Below are 19,505 nucleotides of genomic sequence, written 5' to 3' on the forward strand. Positions count from 1 at the left end.
CAGAAAACCTTTTCAGCAGAATGAACAACGGTTTGCTTCATTTATTCAGATCAAGCTCTTATAGGTTACTGAAAAATATTGCGTTATTACACTTTGAGCGCTAAGTGTTATTTCCGGATCGTCAAAAAACAGACAATAAGGCGAAGGAAATGAAACCACAAGCACGCACGCGCTTTACACTCTCTTTGTTAACGGCAGGGATCCTGTGCGCCAGCACGGCGACCTGGGCGGCTAACGTGCCAGCAGGAACACAGCTGGCCGATAAACAGGAACTGGTCAGAAACAACGGTAATGAACCGGCCTCACTTGACCCGCATAAAGTCGAAAGCGATGTCGAATTCAATATTATCAGCGATATCTTCGAAGGGCTGGTTAGCGTTTCTCCAACTGGTGAAATACAGCCACGGCTGGCAGAAAAATGGGAGAACAAAGACAACACCGTTTGGACTTTTCATCTGCGTCCAGGCATCACATGGAGTGACGGCACCGCGATTACCGCGCAGGATGTGGTCTGGAGCTGGCAACGTCTGACAGACCCCAAAACCGCCTCGCCGTATGCCAGCTATCCGGGCAACATGCATATTGTTAACGCCGCTGATATCGCTCAGGGGAAAAAAGCACCGGATACGCTGGGTGTAAAAGCCATTAACGATACTACGCTTGAGGTCACGCTGACTCAACCTAATGCCGCATTCCTTGCCATGCTGGCCCATCCGTCGCTGGTGCCGGTGGATAAGGTGCTGATTGGTCGGTTTGGTGATAAGTGGACCAAACCCGAGCATATCGTCACCAGCGGAGCGTATAAACTGTCGCAGTGGGTGGTTAACGAGCGCATCGTGGCGGAGCGTAACCCGCGCTACTGGGATAACGCACATACCGTTATCAATAAGGTGACCTATCTGCCGATCACCTCCGAGGCCTCGGATGTAAACCGTTTTAAAGCAGGTGAAATCGATATTGTTTATACGGTGCCAATCAACCAGTTTGCCCAGCTCAAGAAAACCCTGGGTAGCCAGCTGGATGTCTCCCCGCAGCTTGCCACCTATTACTATGAATTCAACACCACCCGGCCGCCATTCAACGACGCGCGTGTACGTAAGGCGCTGAACATGGCGCTGGATAAAGAGATCATTGCCGGGAAGGTCTTAGGGCAGGGGCAGCGTCCGGCATGGCTTATCAGCCAGCCAGATATTGGCGGTGTGACGTTCCAGAACCCGGACTATGCCAGCTGGCCGATGGATAAACGTATCGAAGAAGCGAAAAAGCTCCTGGCCGAAGCCGGCTTTAACGCCAGCCATCCGCTGCGTTTTAACCTGCTCTATAACACCTCTGAATCGCACCAGCGCATCGCGATTGCCGCCAGTTCGATGTGGAAGAAAAACCTTGGGGTGGAGGCGAAGCTGCAAAATCAGGAGTGGAAAACGATGCTCGATACGATGCATACCCACGACTTTGACGCAGTGCGCTACGCCTGGATTGCCGATTACGACGATGCTGCCACTTTCCTGAACAACTTCCGTACCGGTGACAGCGAAAACACCAGCCAGTACAGCAATCCGGAGTATGACCAGGCGCTGGTGAACGCCGCGAAAGCCAAAACAGCGGCAGAGCGCGGTAAGTTCTATCAGCAGGCGGAAAATTTGCTGGCGCGCGATGTGCCTGCCATTCCGGTTTATCACTATGTCCGCACGCACCTGGTCAAACCGTGGGTGGGAGGATTCACGCCGGACAAGCTGGGATACTATTTCACCAGGGATATGTATATCAAAAAACACTGAGCATAAACGCTGAATTTTGTGCTGATAAAATGGCCGATACGTTGTCTATTCAACCGATTAAACGCGTTTTGGCTATTTTTAAAGCGAACGAATGCGGTCACTCTTTACAGCATGCGGAGAGGTGTTTATAGTTCGCCTCACTTAGGAAGTGTGGCCGAGCGGTTGAAGGCACCGGTCTTGAAAACCGGCGACCCGAAAGGGTTCCAGAGTTCGAATCTCTGCGCTTCCGCCAGACATAAAAGCCCTGCGATAGTCATATCGCGGGGCTTTTTGCTTTTAAGGGGCATGGATAGCACCCGCAGAAAAAAATAGAAAAATTCCTGCTTTACAAGGCGCTAATAGATGTTTATAGTGCGCCTCACTTTGGAAGCGTGGCCGAGCGGTTGAAGGCACCGGTCTTGAAAACCGGCGACCCGAAAGGGTTCTAGAGTTCGAATCTCTACGCTTCCGCCAAATTTGAAACCCAGGTCGTTATGCGACCTGGGTTTTTTCTTTTTTGTCGGTTTTCAGTATGCCATTGCCGTCTGGCTTGCGTCGGTGGGGCTAAGAATCCATTGGACGGATTAGTAACCGGCATCTGTTACATCTTGCTCCTGGTGTTCAAGGATAATGCCAGCGATGATGTCATTGGGGTTTTCCACCCGTTCTGGTCGTTTAATGACGTGAGTCGTTCCCTTCTGAAAATAGTTAATAGCAAACATCTCATCTTCATAACGATTGCAATGCCTGTTTTCATCAATGAGAGCATTCAGTCGTCTGGTTACATTTTCATGGTTATCGGATGTAGCCACGCGATCTAAGGGAATCAGCTTCACAGGTACGCCCTTATGCATATAACTTACGGAACTATGGACACCCTTCCGAATTTTTCAAACTACACAGAACAGGTTGTTGTTCAAGGTCGTACCCACTCCTCGAACGATACCTGAGATGTACATATCACGAGTACTGGGGCGAGGCATGCAAAAATCCCCTGTGATATTTGTTTTTTTGATGAAAATAATAAGACCCATTTAAATAAATAATAAAAATGGTGAAGGCCAGTAAATGTCGCCAATTTTTCACACAGGCAGGCACGTTCTGCCTTTCATTTTTTGATAAAAGTACAAAATCAGATATTTCATGTGATTGATGAGATTTTATACAAAGTTGTCTCTAAATTAAATTGATCACTTACTGTACACCCTTATTTCATAAGGGTTAAAGGGGTATGCAAGAAAATTCTTATAAATCAGAAAGATGATCTTTGGCTGTCAGGATTTCTATGGGAAACATTTTGTTACATTTTTTGATTTCCGATCGGGTGGGGAACGTTCCTACACTCCGGCCATTGGGTCTTATCCGAAATTTTTTCATTTCAGACAAATACTCAAAAACACAATGTCGATATGCTGGTGAATGGAATGTGCCCGCTTTTAATTCCGGGGTTTTGATTTTCGTCCGATGACGTGAGCCTGGAAGTTGTTCTGGCTGGGTTTGCCTTTCTTATTAATTTCTCACTGGCATTGACCGTTTTTATAACTCCATAAAACAGGGATAGCCATGTCTAACTCTTCTTTTCAGTCCGAAATACCCAAGGCACGTATTAATTTAAAGCTTGATTTGCATACGGGCGGAGCGAGCAAGAAAACTGAGCTCCCCCTGAAATTACTGGTGGCGGGAGACTTCAGTAATGGTCAGGAGACTGCACCACTATCGGAGCGCAAAAAAGTTAATCTGAATAAAAACAACTTTGACTCTGTACTTTCCGAATATTCCCCAATCGTAAATATTACCGTTAAAAACACGCTTGCTGGTGATGGCAGTGAAGACAACATCAATCTGACATTCCAGAGTATTAATGATTTCTCTCCGGAGCAGGTTTCGCGGCAAATACCTCAGCTGAAGGCCATGCTCTCCATGCGCAATTTGCTTCGCGATTTAAAAGCAAACCTGCTTGATAACCAGGCTTTCCGAAAAGAGCTGGAAAAAATTCTTCTCGACCCTGCATTAAGTGCAGAACTCAGAGCCGAACTCTCAGCCCTGGCTCCGAAACAGCCATAACGGCCATATGCTTTTAACGGATTAATAAGGAATATGTTGATGTCTGTAAAAAATGAGAATGCCGCGGGTAACGAGAGTGTAGTGCTTGAACGTCCTGCAGCAGGTGGGGTATATGCGTCCCTGTTTGAAAAAATCAATCTTAACCCTGTCTCTGAGCTAAGTGCGCTTGATATCTGGCAGGATGCACAGGCGATGTCGGATGCAACAGCAGACGAACGTTTAACTGCCGGCATGAAGGTGTTCCTGGAATGTCTGACAAAAGCGGGCTCAAAAGTTGAGAAACTCGATAAAAACCTGATTGACCACCATATCGCGGAACTGGATTACCAGATCAGCCGTCAGCTTGATGCTGTTATGCATCATGAAGACTTTCAGGCGGTAGAAAGTCTGTGGCGCGGTGTGAAATCTCTTGTCGACAAAATCGATTTTCGCCAGAACGTGAAAGTTGAACTCCTGGATATGTCTAAAGAAGATTTGCGTCAGGACTTTGAAGATTGCCCGGAAATCGTCCAGAGTGGGCTGTATAAACATACATATATTGATGAGTATGATACCCCGGGTGGCGAGCCGATTGCTGCGCTGATTTCCGCTTATGAATTTGATGCGTCTGCGCAGGATGTAGCCCTGCTGCGCAACATCTCTAAAGTGTCTGCTGCTGCACATATGCCGTTTATCGGTTCTGCCGGCCCGAAATTCTTCCTGAAAGACAACATGGAGGATGTGGCGGCCATTAAAGATATCGGTAATTACTTTGACCGCGCTGAGTACATCAAGTGGAAATCCTTCCGCGAGACGGATGATTCCCGCTATATCGGTCTGGTCATGCCGCGTGTACTGGGGCGCCTGCCTTATGGTCCGGATACCGTACCTGTGCGTAGCTTCAACTACGTCGAAGAAGTAAAAGGTCCGGATCATGACAAATACCTGTGGACCAACGCCTCGTTTGCCTTTGCATCCAACATGGTACGCAGCTTCATTAACAACGGCTGGTGTGTACAAATTCGTGGCCCACAAGCTGGTGGTGCCGTTCAGGACCTGCCTATCCATCTGTATGACCTCGGTACCGGCAATCAGGTAAAAATCCCGTCTGAAGTGATGATCCCGGAAACCCGCGAATTTGAGTTCGCGAATCTGGGCTTCATTCCACTTTCCTACTACAAGAATCGCGATTACAGCTGTTTCTTCTCGGCGAACTCCACGCAGAAGCCGGCCACGTATGACACCGCTGATGCTACTGCCAACAGCCGCATCAACGCCCGTCTGCCTTACATCTTCCTGCTGTCGCGTATCGCGCACTACCTGAAGCTCATTCAGCGCGAAAACATCGGCACCACTAAGGATCGTCGTCTTCTTGAGCTGGAGCTGAACACCTGGGTTCGCGGTCTGGTGACGGAAATGACCGATCCCGGCGATGAGCTGCAGGCGTCCCACCCCCTTCGTGATGCGAAAGTGGTGGTGGAAGATATCGAAGATAACCCGGGCTTCTTCCGCGTGAAGCTGTACGCCGTGCCGCACTTCCAGGTAGAAGGGATGGACGTCAATCTGTCACTGGTATCCCAGATGCCGAAAGCCAAAGCATAGGGCAGGAGCAGGGATGAAAATATATCGTCCACTGTGGAACGAGGGGGCTTTACTGTCCCCTCAACAGTTCCAGCAGCAGGCTGAATGGGAGTCTTTTCGCGGTGCCGGTGCATCAGCGCTAGCATCCCCATTCCCCTGGGGGGTAGAAAAGATTGAGTTTAATGACAGCCTTCTTTCGTCTGGTCTGATCCAGATTACGCAGCTACGCCTCTGGCTGGACGATGGATCGCTGATTGATGCACAAAGGAGCGATCTGCCTCCACGGCCACGGGAGTTAGATGCCAGCCAGCTGGCAGGTCTCGATTCCGTAACCGTTGTCATCGCACTGCCTCACATGCAGCCGGGTATTGCCAACGTAGAACAGGAAGGTGTTACCGCAGACCGCCCGCTCCGCTATCGCGAGGAATGGGTGACGTTGCAGGATGCCTTCGGGTCCGAAGAAGAATCCATAGCCGTTGCCCGGTATAATTTCACCATCCGGTTTGCCCATGAAAGCAATGATTCCTGGAAAGTGTGCCCGGTGGCCAGACTGATCCGTGATGGACAAAATGCATGGCGACTGGATCCGTCCTTTATTCCGCCCGTTGCGTCTTTTGCGGCAAGCCCTGTCCTGCGCGAACGTCTGGTGCTACTCAATCGTCAGTTACGCTCCCGGCGCCAGCGCCTGATGACGATGCGTCGTGAAAGCAACGAAAGGCTCGCCGATTTTGCCGTCGCCGATGTTTCCCTTTTCTGGTTGCTGAATGCACTGAATTCTCACGCCAGAGTGCTGACAGAATACGAACGTTTTCCTTCCCGGCCACCTGAACAGGTGTGGGCGGAGCTTGCACGTCTGGCAGGCAGTATGCTGACCTTTTCCCTGAACCATGATCTTGACGCCATTCCGGGTTATGACCACGAGGAACCGGCCAATGCGTTTCCTCCGCTGTTTGATCTGATAACGGGTTTGCTGGAGGCCAGTCTGCCATCCCGGGTCATTGCCCTGGAAATGTCCCGCCCGGACGGACAGACATGGAAAGCCAACCTCCACGATATCCGCCTGCGTGAAGAGGCCGACCTCTGGCTCTCTGTGCGCTCCGATATCCCGGCCTGGCAGGTCGCCGAGAAATTCCCTGCACTCTGTCAGGCAGGTTCACCTGATGATGTCAGCGAGATCTATGGCGCGGCACTTAAGGGTATCCCGTTGATCCCGGTGAGCAGGGTCCCGGCAGCGTTGCCTGTACGCATGGAAAACCAGTACTTCGCACTCGATATGGAAAGCCCCGCTGCGCATGAAATGCAGGAGCAGGGCGTGTGCATGTTCTATGTGCCTGAGTTGCTTGGTGCTCTTGAACTTGAACTGTTCGCGGTATTGCGCTCATGAGACAGGATATCGACATCGACCAACTGATGACGGAGACCTGGCTCACCGTCACTATGCTTAAAAAAGGTGCCGTTACGCTTAATGGCACTGCGCTTTACAACAAATGCGTTAAACAGGTTGAAAGTGTGCGAGAAGCGCTGGAGCGTGCCGGGTATGACGACGCCAGTGTGGAGCATATTTCCTACGCACAATGTGCCTTGCTGGACGAAACGGTGATGAGCCGTAAGTCTGAAAAAGGTGAGAAAGGAGAGGAGCCGAAAGTTGATGAAGGCCAGGTGGCCTGGCGTAAAGCGCCGCTTCAGGCCCGTTTTTTTGGCTCATTCCGGGCAGGCGAAGCGTTGTGGGATCGGATTGCAGAGGTTCTGCGTCAGCCCTCACCTAACCCGGCCGTTTTAACCTGTTATCACCGGGTGATAGCGTTGGGTTTTCAGGGGTTATACAGCCTGAAAGCGGTCAGCCAGTCGCAGCGTGATGAGGTAGTGAAAGCCCTTTCTGAACGGGTTTCTCCGCCTGATGCAGACCTGTCTCTGGTTGTTCACCGGATGGGGAAACATCGTTGGAGTCTGATGCGCTCAGTCTGGTTCTGGATAGCGCTCGCCGCCATTCTTACCGGCGTTATCTGGTGGGGTGGTCACCTCTGGCTCCAGTCACTGTTGTCGGCACAAATACCGGAGCTGCATGGCTAATGCGTAGAACAGTCATCATTCCGGTCGTCCTCCACGCCCTGGTAGCCGTTGCCACGTTGCTGTGGTTGCTGTGGTATTTCATCCCGACAGGCAACGTTTTTAAAGGCCTGGCCACTCTGCTGATCCTCCTTCTGGCAGGCTGGACTGTTTTTAAAAACTGTCGGAGTGAAGAGCACACATCTGACGTTACCCTCCCGGCTGCTGAACTGCCATTACTCGACACCCAGAGCCCCGTTGTACTGGTGTGTGGTGACATGCTGGAAGCGTTGTTCCAGGGAGGCCCTCTGCGTAAAACAGCCCAGGGATGGTGGCTTCGGGCCGGTGACGTCAGCCGGTTAACTGACGTTGTCCGCAGCATACAGAAACAATTCCCTCGACAGGTTGGTCAGCTTTCGGTGATGTATCGCTGCCTGCCAGATGAACATCAGGATGAAGCGGTACTGCGCTCCACACTGAAAACGCTCCGCCAGCAGTGTAAACAAATTAAATCCCTGACGGGTTTCACACTGCCGGTTGTGGTGAATGCCGAATTTTCCGGGCCCGAAACGCCGTGGATCATCGTTCGCGGTGACAAGCCGATAGTCTGTCCGGTTAATGATTCGCCTCAGGCGTTTATTGACTGGCAGCAGGCGGAAGACAATATCCTGCTACTGCCAACTGTCAGCCAGGCATTTTCCTTTATCCGTAATACGCTGACTGATGAGCTGGAGATACCGGACCGGCTAACGCCGCCTGTACGTGTTTTTTCCGTGGCCATGCGCCTCGGCGTGGGCAATCCTGAGGCTCAGTCAGTCTGGTCCACCTGGCTTTGTGCCCGGACCTGCTTGCAGTTTTCCCGCCAGCCCGGTCAGTCAGTTCTGGCAACCCTTTTCCCGGATGCCGTTCTGCCACTTCTGGCACCTTTTGCATCAACCGTTCAGGGGGGGCAGCGTACCCGCCGCCTGGTGCTGCTGATGTGGCTGTGCGCGCTGACCGCATTGGGTATTTCCGCGCTCAATAATCGTGACCTCATCCGTCAGGTGAGTGCCGATTTACAGCGCTGGAACGCGATCCCGATGAATCACTACCGTCCTAAAGCAGACTCGCTGGCTGCTCTGAAACAGGATGCACTCCTGCTTGAACGCTGGCAACGGCAGGGAGAGCCTTTACGTTACAGCCTGGGCTATTACCCGGGACAACGCCTGTGGCTGGCCTTGCAGCAGGCCATTGATACCTGGACACCTCCACCTGCCCCTGAACCAAAACCGGTCCCGAAAATAGTTCGTCTCGATAGCATGTCGCTTTTCGATTCCGGCAAATCAGCGCTCAAAGAGGGGTCAACCAAAATACTCGTCAACGCGCTGGTGGGGATCAAAGCCAAACCGGGCTGGCTAATCGTGGTCAGCGGCCACACAGACAATACCGGTAGCATACAGCTCAATCAGACCTTGTCTTTACAACGCGCTGAAGCCGTCCGTAACTGGATGCGTGATACCGGGGACGTACCGGAGAGTTGCTTTGCCGTTCAGGGCTACGGCGACAGCCGACCGATTGCTTCAAACGATACGCCTGATGGCCGTGCGCATAACCGGCGTGTCGAGATCAGTCTGGTACCGCAGGCTGACGCCTGTCGTCTGCCAGGCGCAAAACACGCGTCACAGGATGTACGTGACGTTTCAACTCAAGAAATGGAGAAGTAAAACATGGCAATCCCAGTTTATCTGTGGCTGAAAGACGATGGCGGCGCTGACATCAAGGGCTCTGTAGATGTGAAAGATCGCGAAGGAAGCATCGAAGTTGTTGCTCAGGAACACACCCTGTACATCCCGACCGATAACAATACTGGCAAACTGACCGGCACCCGCATTCACACGCCGTTCCTGTTTACCAAAGAAATCGACTCTTCCAGCCCGTACCTCTACAAAGCCGTGACCACGGGCCAGACCCTGAAGTCTGCTGAATTTAAGTGGTACAAAATCAACGACGCAGGCCAGGAAGTTGAGTATTTCAACACCAAACTGGAAAACGTCAAACTGGTGAAAGTTGCACCAAAAATGCACGACATCAAGGATGCCTCCTTCGAGAAGCATAACCACCTTGAGCAAATCGAGCTGCGTTACGAAAAAATCACCTGGACCTACAAAGACGGCAACATCATTCATTCCGATTCCTGGAACGAACGCACCACAGCATAAGACTCTGGCGGGCAGATCCCTTCTGTCCGCCTTTTTGTTTTGCTCCGCACAGCGCCTGTCAGACGGACGCTTTGCAGAGCAGTCTCACAATTTATCGGCATGAACCTTATGGGCATCGGTTGACGGCCAGGGGCGGTAGCGTGCCTGAACACGAGGGAACGACATGGAACATCATTCAGCAGTCCTGTTACGACGACTTAACCCTTACTGCGCCAGAGCGCTGGAAGGTGCGGCTTCTTTATGTCAGACCCGTGCGCATGCAGAAATCACGCCTGAGCACTGGCTGCTGAAACTGCTGGAGCAGGGGGAAGGTGACCTGACCGTTCTTGCCCGACGCTATGAATGGGATATGGATACCGTCTGGCAGTCACTCCTGAGCTGGCTGGATGCACAGCCACGTTCTGTCCGCACCCGACCGGAGCTCTCAGCGTCTCTCCAGACCCTGCTGAAACAGGCCTGGCTTGCCGCCACGCTTGCCGGAGATGAGCAGATCCGCAGCGTACATTTGCTCGCGGCCATGGTTGAGACGTCCGGACTGACACGCTGTGATGGCCTCTGGCCTTTGATGACGCTGACCACCAGCCAGCTGGAAAGGTTACGTCCCTTGCTGGAAGCCCAGTCGGATGAGCGGCATGACGTTGCGCTCAGTGAGAAGCCTGGCAATGTCAGCATTATTGGGCGGGCCGCACCGTTACAGCATGAAGCACAACACCAGGCTGAAGGCGTAAGTGCGCAGCCTGCCGTTTCACAGGAAGAGTCCGTTCTCAATCGCTTTACGGTCGATGTGACCGCCCGTGCCCGGGAAGGAAAGATTGACCCGGTCTTTGGACGCGATAACGAAATCCGTCAGATGGTGGACATTCTCTCCAGACGCCGTAAGAACAACCCGATCTTGGTCGGTGAACCCGGCGTGGGTAAAACGGCCCTGGTTGAAGGACTGGCGCTGCGTATCGCTGAAGGTAATGTGCCCGAAAGTCTTAAGCCTGTCATCGTCAGTACCCTGGATCTGGGCTTGCTTCAGGCGGGTGCAGGTGTAAAGGGTGAATTTGAGCAGCGCCTGAAGAATATTATCGACGCCGTCCAGCACTCCCCGGTGCCGGTGCTGCTCTTTATCGATGAAGCACACACCATCATTGGTGCCGGTAATCAGGCGGGCGGGGCAGATGCAGCCAACCTGCTGAAACCTGCACTGGCTCGCGGTGAACTGCGAACCATTGCTGCCACAACCTGGAGTGAATACAAGCAGTACTTCGAACGTGACGCAGCCCTGGAGCGCCGGTTCCAGATGGTCAAGGTTGATGAGCCCGATGATGACACCGCCTGCCTGATGCTGCGTGGCCTGAAATCACGCTATGCCGAACACCACGGTGTACATATTACCGGCGATGCCGTCCGCGCAGCGGTGACGTTGTCCCGTCGTTATCTGACCGGACGCCAGTTGCCAGATAAAGCAGTGGACCTGCTGGATACCGCAGCGGCCCGGGTGCGGATGAGCCTGGACACGCTGCCGGAACAGCTTACCCGGTTGCAGGCTGAACTGACTGCGCTTGGCATGGAGCAGCAGGAGTTACTGGAAGATATTTCGCTGGGTAACAGTGTTGATGCCAGTCGTCTGCCGCAGATTGAACAACGGACCCAGGCGCTCAGTCAGCAAAAAATGGCCCTTCAGTCACAGTATGAGACCGAGAAGCAGCTCACCGACTCGCTGAAAGCCTGCCGTGAAGACATCAGCCGCCAGGAGGAACTCTCCGCCCTTCAGCACGAGCTTTCTCAGATTCAGAATAACAGTCCACTGCTGGGTCTGGATGTTGATGTCCGCACCGTCGCGACCGTGATCGCCGACTGGACAGGGGTTCCTCTCTCGTCGCTGATGAAGGACGAGCAAACCGAATTACTGACGCTTGAAGAACAGCTGGCAACCCGTGTGGTTGGCCAGAGTCCTGCACTGAATGCCATTGCCCAGCGCCTGAGAGCGTCAAAAACCGGACTGACGCCGGAAAACGGTCCGCAGGGTGTGTTTTTACTGGTGGGTCCAAGCGGAGTGGGTAAAACAGAAACCGCACTGGCGCTGGCTGACGTTATGTATGGCGGTGAAAAATCGCTCATTACTATCAACCTGTCGGAATACCAGGAGCCGCACACCGTTTCGCAACTGAAAGGCTCTCCACCGGGGTATGTAGGATACGGCCAGGGCGGCATTCTCACCGAGGCTGTGCGCAAGCGGCCCTACAGCGTGGTGCTGCTGGATGAAGTGGAGAAAGCACACCGGGATGTGATGAACCTGTTTTATCAGGTGTTTGACCGGGGCTTTATGCGCGACGGGGAAGGGCGTGAAATTGATTTCCGCAATACCGTGATCCTGATGACCTCCAACCTTGGCAGTGACCCGCTGATGCAGTTGCTGGAAGAACAACCAGAAGCCACTGAGAGCGATCTGCACGAGTTGTTACGTCCGATCCTGCGCGATCACTTCCAGCCCGCGCTGCTGGCTCGCTTCCAGACGGTGATATACCGCCCGCTGGCAATAGTTGCCATGCGTACCATCGTCGGTATGAAGCTGGCACAGGTGAGCACACGCCTGCAACGCCACTACGGTATTTCCACTCACATTGATGAAAGCCTCATCGACACGCTGACGACAGCGTGTCTGCTGCCGGACACCGGAGCCCGCAACGTGGACAGCCTGCTTAATCAGCAGATTCTGCCGGTTCTGAGCCAGCAGTTACTAAGCCATATGGCAGCAAAACAAAAGCCGTCCTCGCTACAGCTGACCTGGGATGATGAAGAGGGCATTGTGCTGGCCTTCGATGAAAATACAGAAGTGGTGGCGTCATGACCGATTCTTTAATAAGCAAGGCAAACAGCCAGATACAACAACTGCTGGGCCAGTCACGCTACCGCGTTGACGTGCATGGCTGCACTGAGTTTCTTGATGTGCTGTGCTTCAGTGCGGTGGAGTCACTCAGCCAGCCCTGGCGGTATGACGTGGCGGTGACCTGCACCTCTGCGGATATCGCCTGCGACACGTTACTGCTGAAACCGGCGTCATTTACTTTCCAGACACCCGCGTTTGACGGGACACCAGCGCTGCCGGTCCGGACGATATTCGGCGTGGTTAAGTCATTTCGGCGCGTGTCCACCTCGAATGATGAGACCCGTTACGCTCTGACGATCGTTCCACGTATCGCCCTTCTGGACTATACGAAAGGGAGCGAAATCTACCTCAATCAGTCAGTTACAGAAGTGGTTGAACGGGTATTGCGTAAGCACGGACTTGAAGGTCCTGATTTTGAGTTCCATCTGTCTCGTGACTATCCGGCCCGCGAACTCATTACCCAGTGGCGGGAAACCGATCTGGCATTTATCCAGCGCCTGCTGGCGGAGGTGGGCATTTACTGGCGCTATGAAATGGACAGCCGTCTTGAGCAGGACGTGGTGATTTTTCAGGACAGCCAGCAGCAGTATGAATTTGGTGTCACGCTGCCATTACGCAACAAGGCTGGGATGAGTGGCAGCGGGCAGGAGAGCATTTGGGATATTCAGACCGCATATAACGTGGTAAGCGGAAGTGTGGCCACCCGTGACTACAACTACCGTGATGCACTGACGCCTCAGGACAGCACCGAAAGTATTTTCAGCAAAGAGGGGATCACCACCGGGGAAACGTATCATTATGCGGAGCCTTTCCTGACAGCAGGTGACGCTGAAAGTACAGAGACTGGGGCATACTTCGCCCGTCTGCGTCACGAACGCATTCTGAACGCGCAGTATCACGTCAAAGGTCATTCCTCCAGCCCTCATCTGGCACCGGGTCAGGTACTGGAAACGGACGGCTCATTACCCGATGCCGTAAAAGGCGGTATCGTCATCACCACGGTACGCACCAGCGGTTCACGCAAAAGTAGCTTTACGCTGACGTTTGAGGGCATCCCCTATAGCGAAACCGTCTGCTGGCGTCCGGCATTACTTAATCGCCCGGTCATATCCGGCTCGCTTCCGGCCCGGGTGGAAAGCACTCAGAAAGGCGATACCTACTCCTGGCTCGACCCGGAAGGGCGCTACCGGGTGAAACTGGACTTCGACCGCAACAGTCCGGAACAGGGCTATGCCTATTTGTGGCTTCGGCTGGCAAAACCCTATGCCGGTGATACCTACGGATTCCACTCCCCGCTTATCGACGGAACGGAAGTGGCCATCGTATTTGACGGCGGAGACCCGGATCGTCCCTACATCGCCTATGCCTTGCATGACTCAGAACATCCGGACCACGTCACCAGTGACAATCATACGCGGAACGTCTGGCGCACTCCGGCGAACAATAAGTTGCGGATGGAGGATAAGCGCCAGGAAGAGCATATCAAGCTCGCAACGGAATATGGCAAAACGCAGCTGAACATGGGGCATCTTGTTAATGGTCAGCGTGAAAAACGCGGGGCCGGTTTTGAACTGCGAACGGATGAACATGGCGCAGTACGTGCGGCAAAAGGGCTGTTTCTGACAGCTGATGCGCAGTCCAAAGCCCAGGGGCCGGTGCTGGAAATGGCCCCTGCGATAAGTCAGATTAACCAGGCCAACAGCCAGATGCAGGCCCTGAACAGCGCCGCCGAAGCAGCCGGTGCCCTGGTATCCGACATCAGCACCCAGATTAGCCTCGTAACCGACAAAATCAAAGACCTCCAGTCTGCAGTCCTGCTGGGTAGTGCTCCACAGGGCGTGGCATTTACCTCAGGTGAACACCTTCAGCTCAGCAGTACCCGCAATACCATGATCAATGCAGGGCAGCATCTTGATGTCGGTGCGATGAAAAATTTGTCCGTGAACGTTGAAAAAGCGCTTGGTCTGTTTGTGCATAAAGACGGGGCGAAGCTGGTTGCCAACCAGGGTGACATCGAGATTCAGGCTCAGCACAACACGATGGCCCTGTTTTCTGAAAAGCAGCTGACGGTGACCAGTAGTGAAGACGAAATTATTATCAGCACGCCTGAAACACTGACGCTTAACGGTGGTGGGTCTTACCTGAGGCTGAGTAAGAACGGCATTGAACACGGCTCCTCTGGTGAGTTCATTATGAAAACGTCTAACTATCTGGTGCCAGGTGCAGGCGCAAATCTTCCCAACGAAACACCTAATTTCAGCCTGACGGATATCACTCAGGAAAGCAAAATCAGCAGTAAATCTTTTAATGATTGAGAGTCGAAAATGAAATCATTAACTCATAAACTCCGCATTGCATTTGTTTTCCTATTTTCGCTTTCATTTTCAAATGTTTCACTGGCTGATGAATCAAAAAGCCCCGAGAGTATAGTGCATGACTTTTATTCTGCATATCCTCAGGATAAATCAGGTGGTAACGAAGCATTAGTGAAAATATATTTATCTGATGATTTAGCAAAAAGCATAAATGACTCCGCCATGTGTAATTATGATTCTGATGATTCGATTTCCGAATCAGAATTAGCCAAGAAATGTGCGCAGAAGCACGAGTGTAAACAGGATAAAGGTAATTATATCTGCGATTGGTATGGGATTTGGGTTGAGACTGATGTCAACTATTTCACAAAATCACAAGATGTGTTTTTATCGTGGAGAACAAATATAAACACTTTTGATGTTACACAAAAAGGAAGCGATTCATTGGTTGGCGTTATTTTGGGTAATGGCTCTGAACCTAAAGCAAGGTTTAAAGTGTCGCTTAAAAAAGATAATGGTAACTGGAAAATTATCAGCGTAACGGAATGATATTAAGGTTGTATGAGGTGATATTTAACCATTCGGTTAGATTAACCGGAGCATTGAGTTAAGCATTTTTGAAGAGGTGTTTATGTTGAAGGGAATGTTTCTCGCTTGTCATTTACTTTGTGTGCCTTATATTGCTTTGGCCTCAGGTGAGAGGACTTTGTCACCTGACGAAGTTGTAAGTACGTTCTACCATGATTACCTGGTCGCAGAAGAGATGTCTGACATGGAATCAGCTAATGATCTCTCCCTGAAAGCAATTGCTAAATATACAACTGCACATCTTAGAAATTTACGAGATAATGATGATTCAGGTGCAGATTATTTTGTCGATGCTCAAGATATATGTGAGGAATGGAAAAACAACATTAGTACCAAAACAGTGTCAGCCAATGACCATATTGCACTGGTGAATCTTAAATTAGGTTATGGGAAAGGTACGTCTCTGTATGCTGTTAGTTTAGTAAAAGCCGGGGGCAAATGGATGCTCGATTCTGTTAAGCCTACATTCAAAGGCAGTATTTATTGCCCCCAAAAGGCTGAAGGAGATAACTAAATGCTTAATAAGGATATTGCAGTTGGCGTTCTGAACACACAGGCGCTCGCGAGAGCTAAAATTAACGCTGAGAACTTTAAGAAAGGGATTGATAAAAAGCTTAAATACGGCGAGTCGAAATGTGCCCGTTATGTTAAAAAAGCATTGATTGCTGGTGGAGCGTCTGTAAAAAACTCTGCGATTGAGTCAGCTAAAAACTATGGTCCATGGCTGATTGAAAATAACTTTAAAGTTGTAGATAACACCACAACAGTTAGTAGTGGCGGTGTATTCACAATTTCTGGTCAGCAAACGGGTGATGTAGTTGTCATTCAGGCGGCACCACATCATGTACATGGTCATATGGCGATGTTTAATGGTAAGCACTGGGTATCTGATTTTGTTCAGGAAAAAGGATTTTATCCTGCTCAGATATATCGCGATAATAAGATTGCTTATACGCTTTATCGCTACGCATCATCAATTAATGAAAAGAAAAACGCAACCACTCTTTCGAAAGGAAAAATAAAAATAGTCTGGCCGATCCCCTCAAACAGCCGGGGAAGCGAGTTCAGCAATCAGGAAAGTATCCTCTCTCATTTAGCAGGCGAGTCTACCGGGCAGTACACGATTGGTCGCAGCGGAATGTGGCATGGCGGGATCCATATCACCGAAGCCACAACGCCATGGTGTGCTCTGAGTGGTAAAGCTCCGCTGGAGGCGATGGATTTCCCGGTACCCTTTAAAGGCGAACAAGCGATACGCTGTATGGCAGATGGTGAAGTTATTGCCTATCGCGTCTGCAAGGATTACCTGACGCTGGGGTGGGAATCCGGTCCACTGAGTTTTTCGGGCTCATTCGTTCTGGTGAAGCACTATATTCAGCCGGGTGAGAAAGAAACCAGTGGGCTGCATTTCTACACCCTGTATATGCACCTTGCGCCTTACTCAGCTTATGAGGCCAACGCAGAAAATCAGTGGGTCACTCAGGATACACTAAGAGCATATTCTGAAATGGACTGGCTGACGGCAAAACTGACTTCAGATAAAACTTCTCCACAAATTGCAGGGCACATGCCTAAAGGGGCTAGAGTGGAGTGGGACCCAGTAGACAGCAATCTTAACGCCACAGGAAATAACAAGCGACAATATGGCCTTGTAACACTGAAAGGATTACCAGAAGAAACCAGCAGTACCCTCACACCTGGTCAGCGCTATTGGGTTGTTGTGGATAACAACAATATTAAGCCAGCGCCGGGGGCCGGTCCAGGCTGGTGGCGGCATTTGCTTCCTCCCGCAAAGGAAGTCATGGTATTCGATAAGACAGTAAGCCTCAGTTCTCCATTTGCTATTAAGGCCGGTGACCCGATTGGCCACATGGGCTACTATCAGGCACCAAAAGACGGTGGTTATGAGGCACGATACCAGGTACATATCGAATGCACGAGCATGGATGATAATCTGGAGAAGTTCCTGACCAACCCGGAAAAAGTGGGGGAGAAAAACCCGCTCTGGTTGAAGTATTCTCCTGGCCTTGCTCTTTTCACAAAAGATGTTGCGAAGGGCACCTTCGCAAAGGGCTCGGCGTCGACAACTCGGACAGGCATTCTACCGTTGAGTAAGGTCACAACTGAAACTGATAACTCAACAAAGCAAGAATATTGGCAGCTGCGGCAGGAAAATGCCTATGTGCCCAAAGGCCAGGCGGAGCCTCAACTTCTGTCACAGTATGATCTGGCGAAGCTAGGCTTCAGAACTGAAACCTCAGAGCCTACCAGCTTTGATTACCTGGATGGAAAAAACCAGCCTGTTGGATTCTTCCGCAGCCTTATCAACTCGCTCTATGAGGCTGCGGCCGGTGATACGCGAACCAGTCATGCCCTGGTTAAGCATAATTATCAGCGCCTGCTGGATAAAATTGATAGTGGAAGCGACCGTTACTCTCCGATGGAATACTGGAGAGCGCTACATAATCCCGACTATCGTGACACCATCCAGAAAACAATCGTAAAACATCCCAGCGATTGGTACTTCAAAAAAGGTGATGCTATATGGCAACCTTTCCTCAATGCGCTGAAAAAAGAAGCCCCAGAATGGAAGAAATATAGCGAAGATTTTCTTGATAAAATGGCATGGATGCAGGATGTTACATCCGAAAAACTAGGCCCTTCATTATGGCATATGCATCCGATTGCCTTTCTTGGTGCATTAATAAAGAAAAATACTGGCTGGGCACATAGCAAATTTGCAAACCTTTTAGGAAGTGTCGAGTCAAAAAATGATTATTCGGCATACAATGTTACAAAGACAGGTAAATCCGTCCCGCACTATAATTCTAACCTCACAAAAATGACAATATCTGAAGTAATTGATGCCCAAAGAGAACGAAATATGTTCGCCACAGGTCGATTCCAGATAATCCCAGAGACGCTTAAAAGTGCAGTAAAAGCACTTAGCCTTGATACTTCGAAACTATACGATGCTGCGATGCAGGATCAAATATTTGAGCAGTTTTTGATTAAATTGAAGCGGCCAGCATTTATTAATTATCTTGAGGGTAACGGAAGCTCTGAAGATGCGATTTATGCGTGGGCGAAAGAATTTGCATCGGCTGGTGTACGTAAAGGAAAGAGTATAAGCCCCAAAAAAGAACCAGTGTTGGATGCAAACGGATTACCAGTGTATGAAAATGGTAAAAAGAAATACAAATTAGTACCAAGGGTGGCAGAAGTAGAGGGTGAGTCGTACTATGCTGGCGATGGATTGAATAAAGCTCACCTATTACCAGACACGATGATTAAAGCTCTTGAGGATTCTAAAAATGGGATGCAATAAAAAATCAAACAATTTTTTGCTTTTTGTGTCATGTATGCTCTTGTCTTTTGGAGCGTACTCACAAGACAGTTCTAATCCTCAGTTTACTGACTACCTGGTTCCCGTAAGCAACGGTCCATTTGAACAAAATATTCACTTTAATAAAGAGCAGAAAAAGTACTCGCCACACTGGAAAAATACAGTCCAAGAGCAACTAAAAAAACCTGTTAACTTTGCAGGGCACTTTAGAATCTATACAGCCTTTGGAGGTCATGGTAAAGAATGCCTTCGTGATAATTGGGTATGTGGCTGGGTTATTGATAAACTATCAGGGGAAGTTGTAGCAACACTACCATCAGATAATAATGGTAGTTATAATTATGCAGATATTTCTGATAATGGTACCCCTGTTGGCCTTCCATTTGAGATGGATGCTTATAAAAATAGTTCTATGATTGCAATAACCGGTCAATCTATCTCAATCAACAAGAGTGATAGTCCTGTATGCAAAACGGCCTTATTTAATTTTAATAATGGTGGATATGTGAAATTAATAGAATCATTGGAAGGGTGTAACAACCAATGAGCCTCTCATAAAGTTCCGGCATAACGAGAAAGCGACAGTGGTAAAATTCGGATACGGCATGCATCAGAGGATGACTAGGGTTGAGTTAATAAACTCAACCCTAACTCAGTAATAAATGTTAATTTAGGCTAGTCAAATGGACTTTAGACCAACACAATTATTGCTCTGTATTTTATTTGCATTCTTCACATTTAATAGTCTTGCTATTG

The 19,505-nt window shown here is 50.3% G+C and carries 14 protein-coding genes and 2 tRNA genes; 15 read left to right on the forward strand and 1 reads right to left on the reverse strand.

Going from position 1 to position 19,505, the window contains the following annotated elements:
• Positions 1-149: 149 nt before the first annotated feature.
• From QRN24_RS21225 to QRN24_RS21235, 3 genes are all read left to right on the forward strand, one after another.
• Entirely contained in the window at positions 150-1,778 is a 1,629-nt protein-coding gene (locus QRN24_RS21225) for an ABC transporter substrate-binding protein (RefSeq protein ID WP_086532711.1), read from the forward strand.
• Between the two features lie 144 nt (positions 1,779-1,922).
• Positions 1,923-2,010: transfer RNA gene (locus QRN24_RS21230), tRNA-Ser, on the forward strand.
• Positions 2,011-2,143: 133 nt separating this feature from the next.
• Positions 2,144-2,231: transfer RNA gene (locus tag QRN24_RS21235), tRNA-Ser, on the forward strand.
• Between the two features lie 110 nt (positions 2,232-2,341).
• On the opposite strand, the gene QRN24_RS21240 is transcribed toward QRN24_RS21235, so the two are convergent.
• Positions 2,342-2,593 (reverse strand): DUF4942 domain-containing protein, encoded by a 252-nt coding sequence (locus QRN24_RS21240; RefSeq protein WP_309299400.1) that lies wholly within the window; start codon positions 2,591-2,593, stop codon positions 2,342-2,344.
• A gap of 727 nt (positions 2,594-3,320) precedes the next feature.
• Between QRN24_RS21240 and tssB the strand changes: the two genes are divergently transcribed.
• The 12 genes from tssB (at position 3,321) to QRN24_RS21300 (ending at position 19,296) form a co-directional block, all read left to right on the forward strand.
• On the forward strand, positions 3,321-3,821 hold the full coding sequence (gene tssB, locus QRN24_RS21245; RefSeq protein ID WP_025204527.1) for a type VI secretion system contractile sheath small subunit: 501 nt from the start codon (positions 3,321-3,323) through the stop codon (positions 3,819-3,821).
• Positions 3,822-3,854: 33 nt separating this feature from the next.
• Positions 3,855-5,402, forward strand: coding sequence for a type VI secretion system contractile sheath large subunit (gene tssC, locus QRN24_RS21250; protein ID WP_108648508.1), 1,548 nt, complete (start codon positions 3,855-3,857; stop codon positions 5,400-5,402).
• A gap of 13 nt (positions 5,403-5,415) precedes the next feature.
• Positions 5,416-6,765, forward strand: coding sequence for a type VI secretion system baseplate subunit TssK (tssK, locus tag QRN24_RS21255; RefSeq protein WP_050736591.1), 1,350 nt, complete (start codon positions 5,416-5,418; stop codon positions 6,763-6,765).
• On the forward strand, positions 6,762-7,451 hold the full coding sequence (tssL, locus tag QRN24_RS21260; RefSeq protein WP_113656742.1) for a type VI secretion system protein TssL, short form: 690 nt from the start codon (positions 6,762-6,764) through the stop codon (positions 7,449-7,451). The genes tssK and tssL overlap by 4 nt, the downstream gene beginning before the upstream one ends.
• Entirely contained in the window at positions 7,451-9,130 is a 1,680-nt protein-coding gene (locus QRN24_RS21265; protein WP_113656743.1) for an OmpA family protein, read from the forward strand. Before tssL ends, QRN24_RS21265 begins: the two co-directional genes overlap by 1 nt.
• A 3-nt stretch (positions 9,131-9,133) precedes the next feature.
• Complete coding sequence (locus tag QRN24_RS21270) at positions 9,134-9,625, forward strand: Hcp family type VI secretion system effector (RefSeq protein WP_001007312.1); 492 nt, start codon at positions 9,134-9,136, stop codon at positions 9,623-9,625.
• Between the two features lie 163 nt (positions 9,626-9,788).
• Positions 9,789-12,461, forward strand: a complete 2,673-nt coding sequence (gene tssH / locus QRN24_RS21275; protein WP_284943043.1) for a type VI secretion system ATPase TssH — start codon at positions 9,789-9,791, stop codon at positions 12,459-12,461.
• Positions 12,458-14,815, forward strand: a complete 2,358-nt coding sequence (locus tag QRN24_RS21280) for a type VI secretion system Vgr family protein (protein WP_284943044.1) — start codon at positions 12,458-12,460, stop codon at positions 14,813-14,815. Before tssH ends, QRN24_RS21280 begins: the two co-directional genes overlap by 4 nt.
• 9 nt (positions 14,816-14,824) lie before the next feature.
• Complete coding sequence (locus tag QRN24_RS21285) at positions 14,825-15,364, forward strand: DUF3828 domain-containing protein (RefSeq protein WP_284943045.1); 540 nt, start codon at positions 14,825-14,827, stop codon at positions 15,362-15,364.
• Between the two features lie 82 nt (positions 15,365-15,446).
• Complete coding sequence (locus tag QRN24_RS21290) at positions 15,447-15,917, forward strand: DUF3828 domain-containing protein (protein ID WP_052955251.1); 471 nt, start codon at positions 15,447-15,449, stop codon at positions 15,915-15,917.
• Positions 15,918-18,731, forward strand: a complete 2,814-nt coding sequence (locus QRN24_RS21295) for a hypothetical protein (protein ID WP_284943046.1) — start codon at positions 15,918-15,920, stop codon at positions 18,729-18,731.
• Positions 18,718-19,296: a hypothetical protein gene (locus QRN24_RS21300; RefSeq protein ID WP_284943047.1), complete on the forward strand. Its 579-nt coding sequence runs from the start codon at positions 18,718-18,720 to the stop codon at positions 19,294-19,296. Before QRN24_RS21295 ends, QRN24_RS21300 begins: the two co-directional genes overlap by 14 nt.
• The last annotated feature ends 209 nt before the right edge of the window (positions 19,297-19,505 follow it).

Source organism: Enterobacter sp. MEB024 (genome assembly GCF_030209635.1).
Taxonomy (GTDB): Bacteria; Pseudomonadota; Gammaproteobacteria; order Enterobacterales; family Enterobacteriaceae; genus Enterobacter; species Enterobacter ludwigii.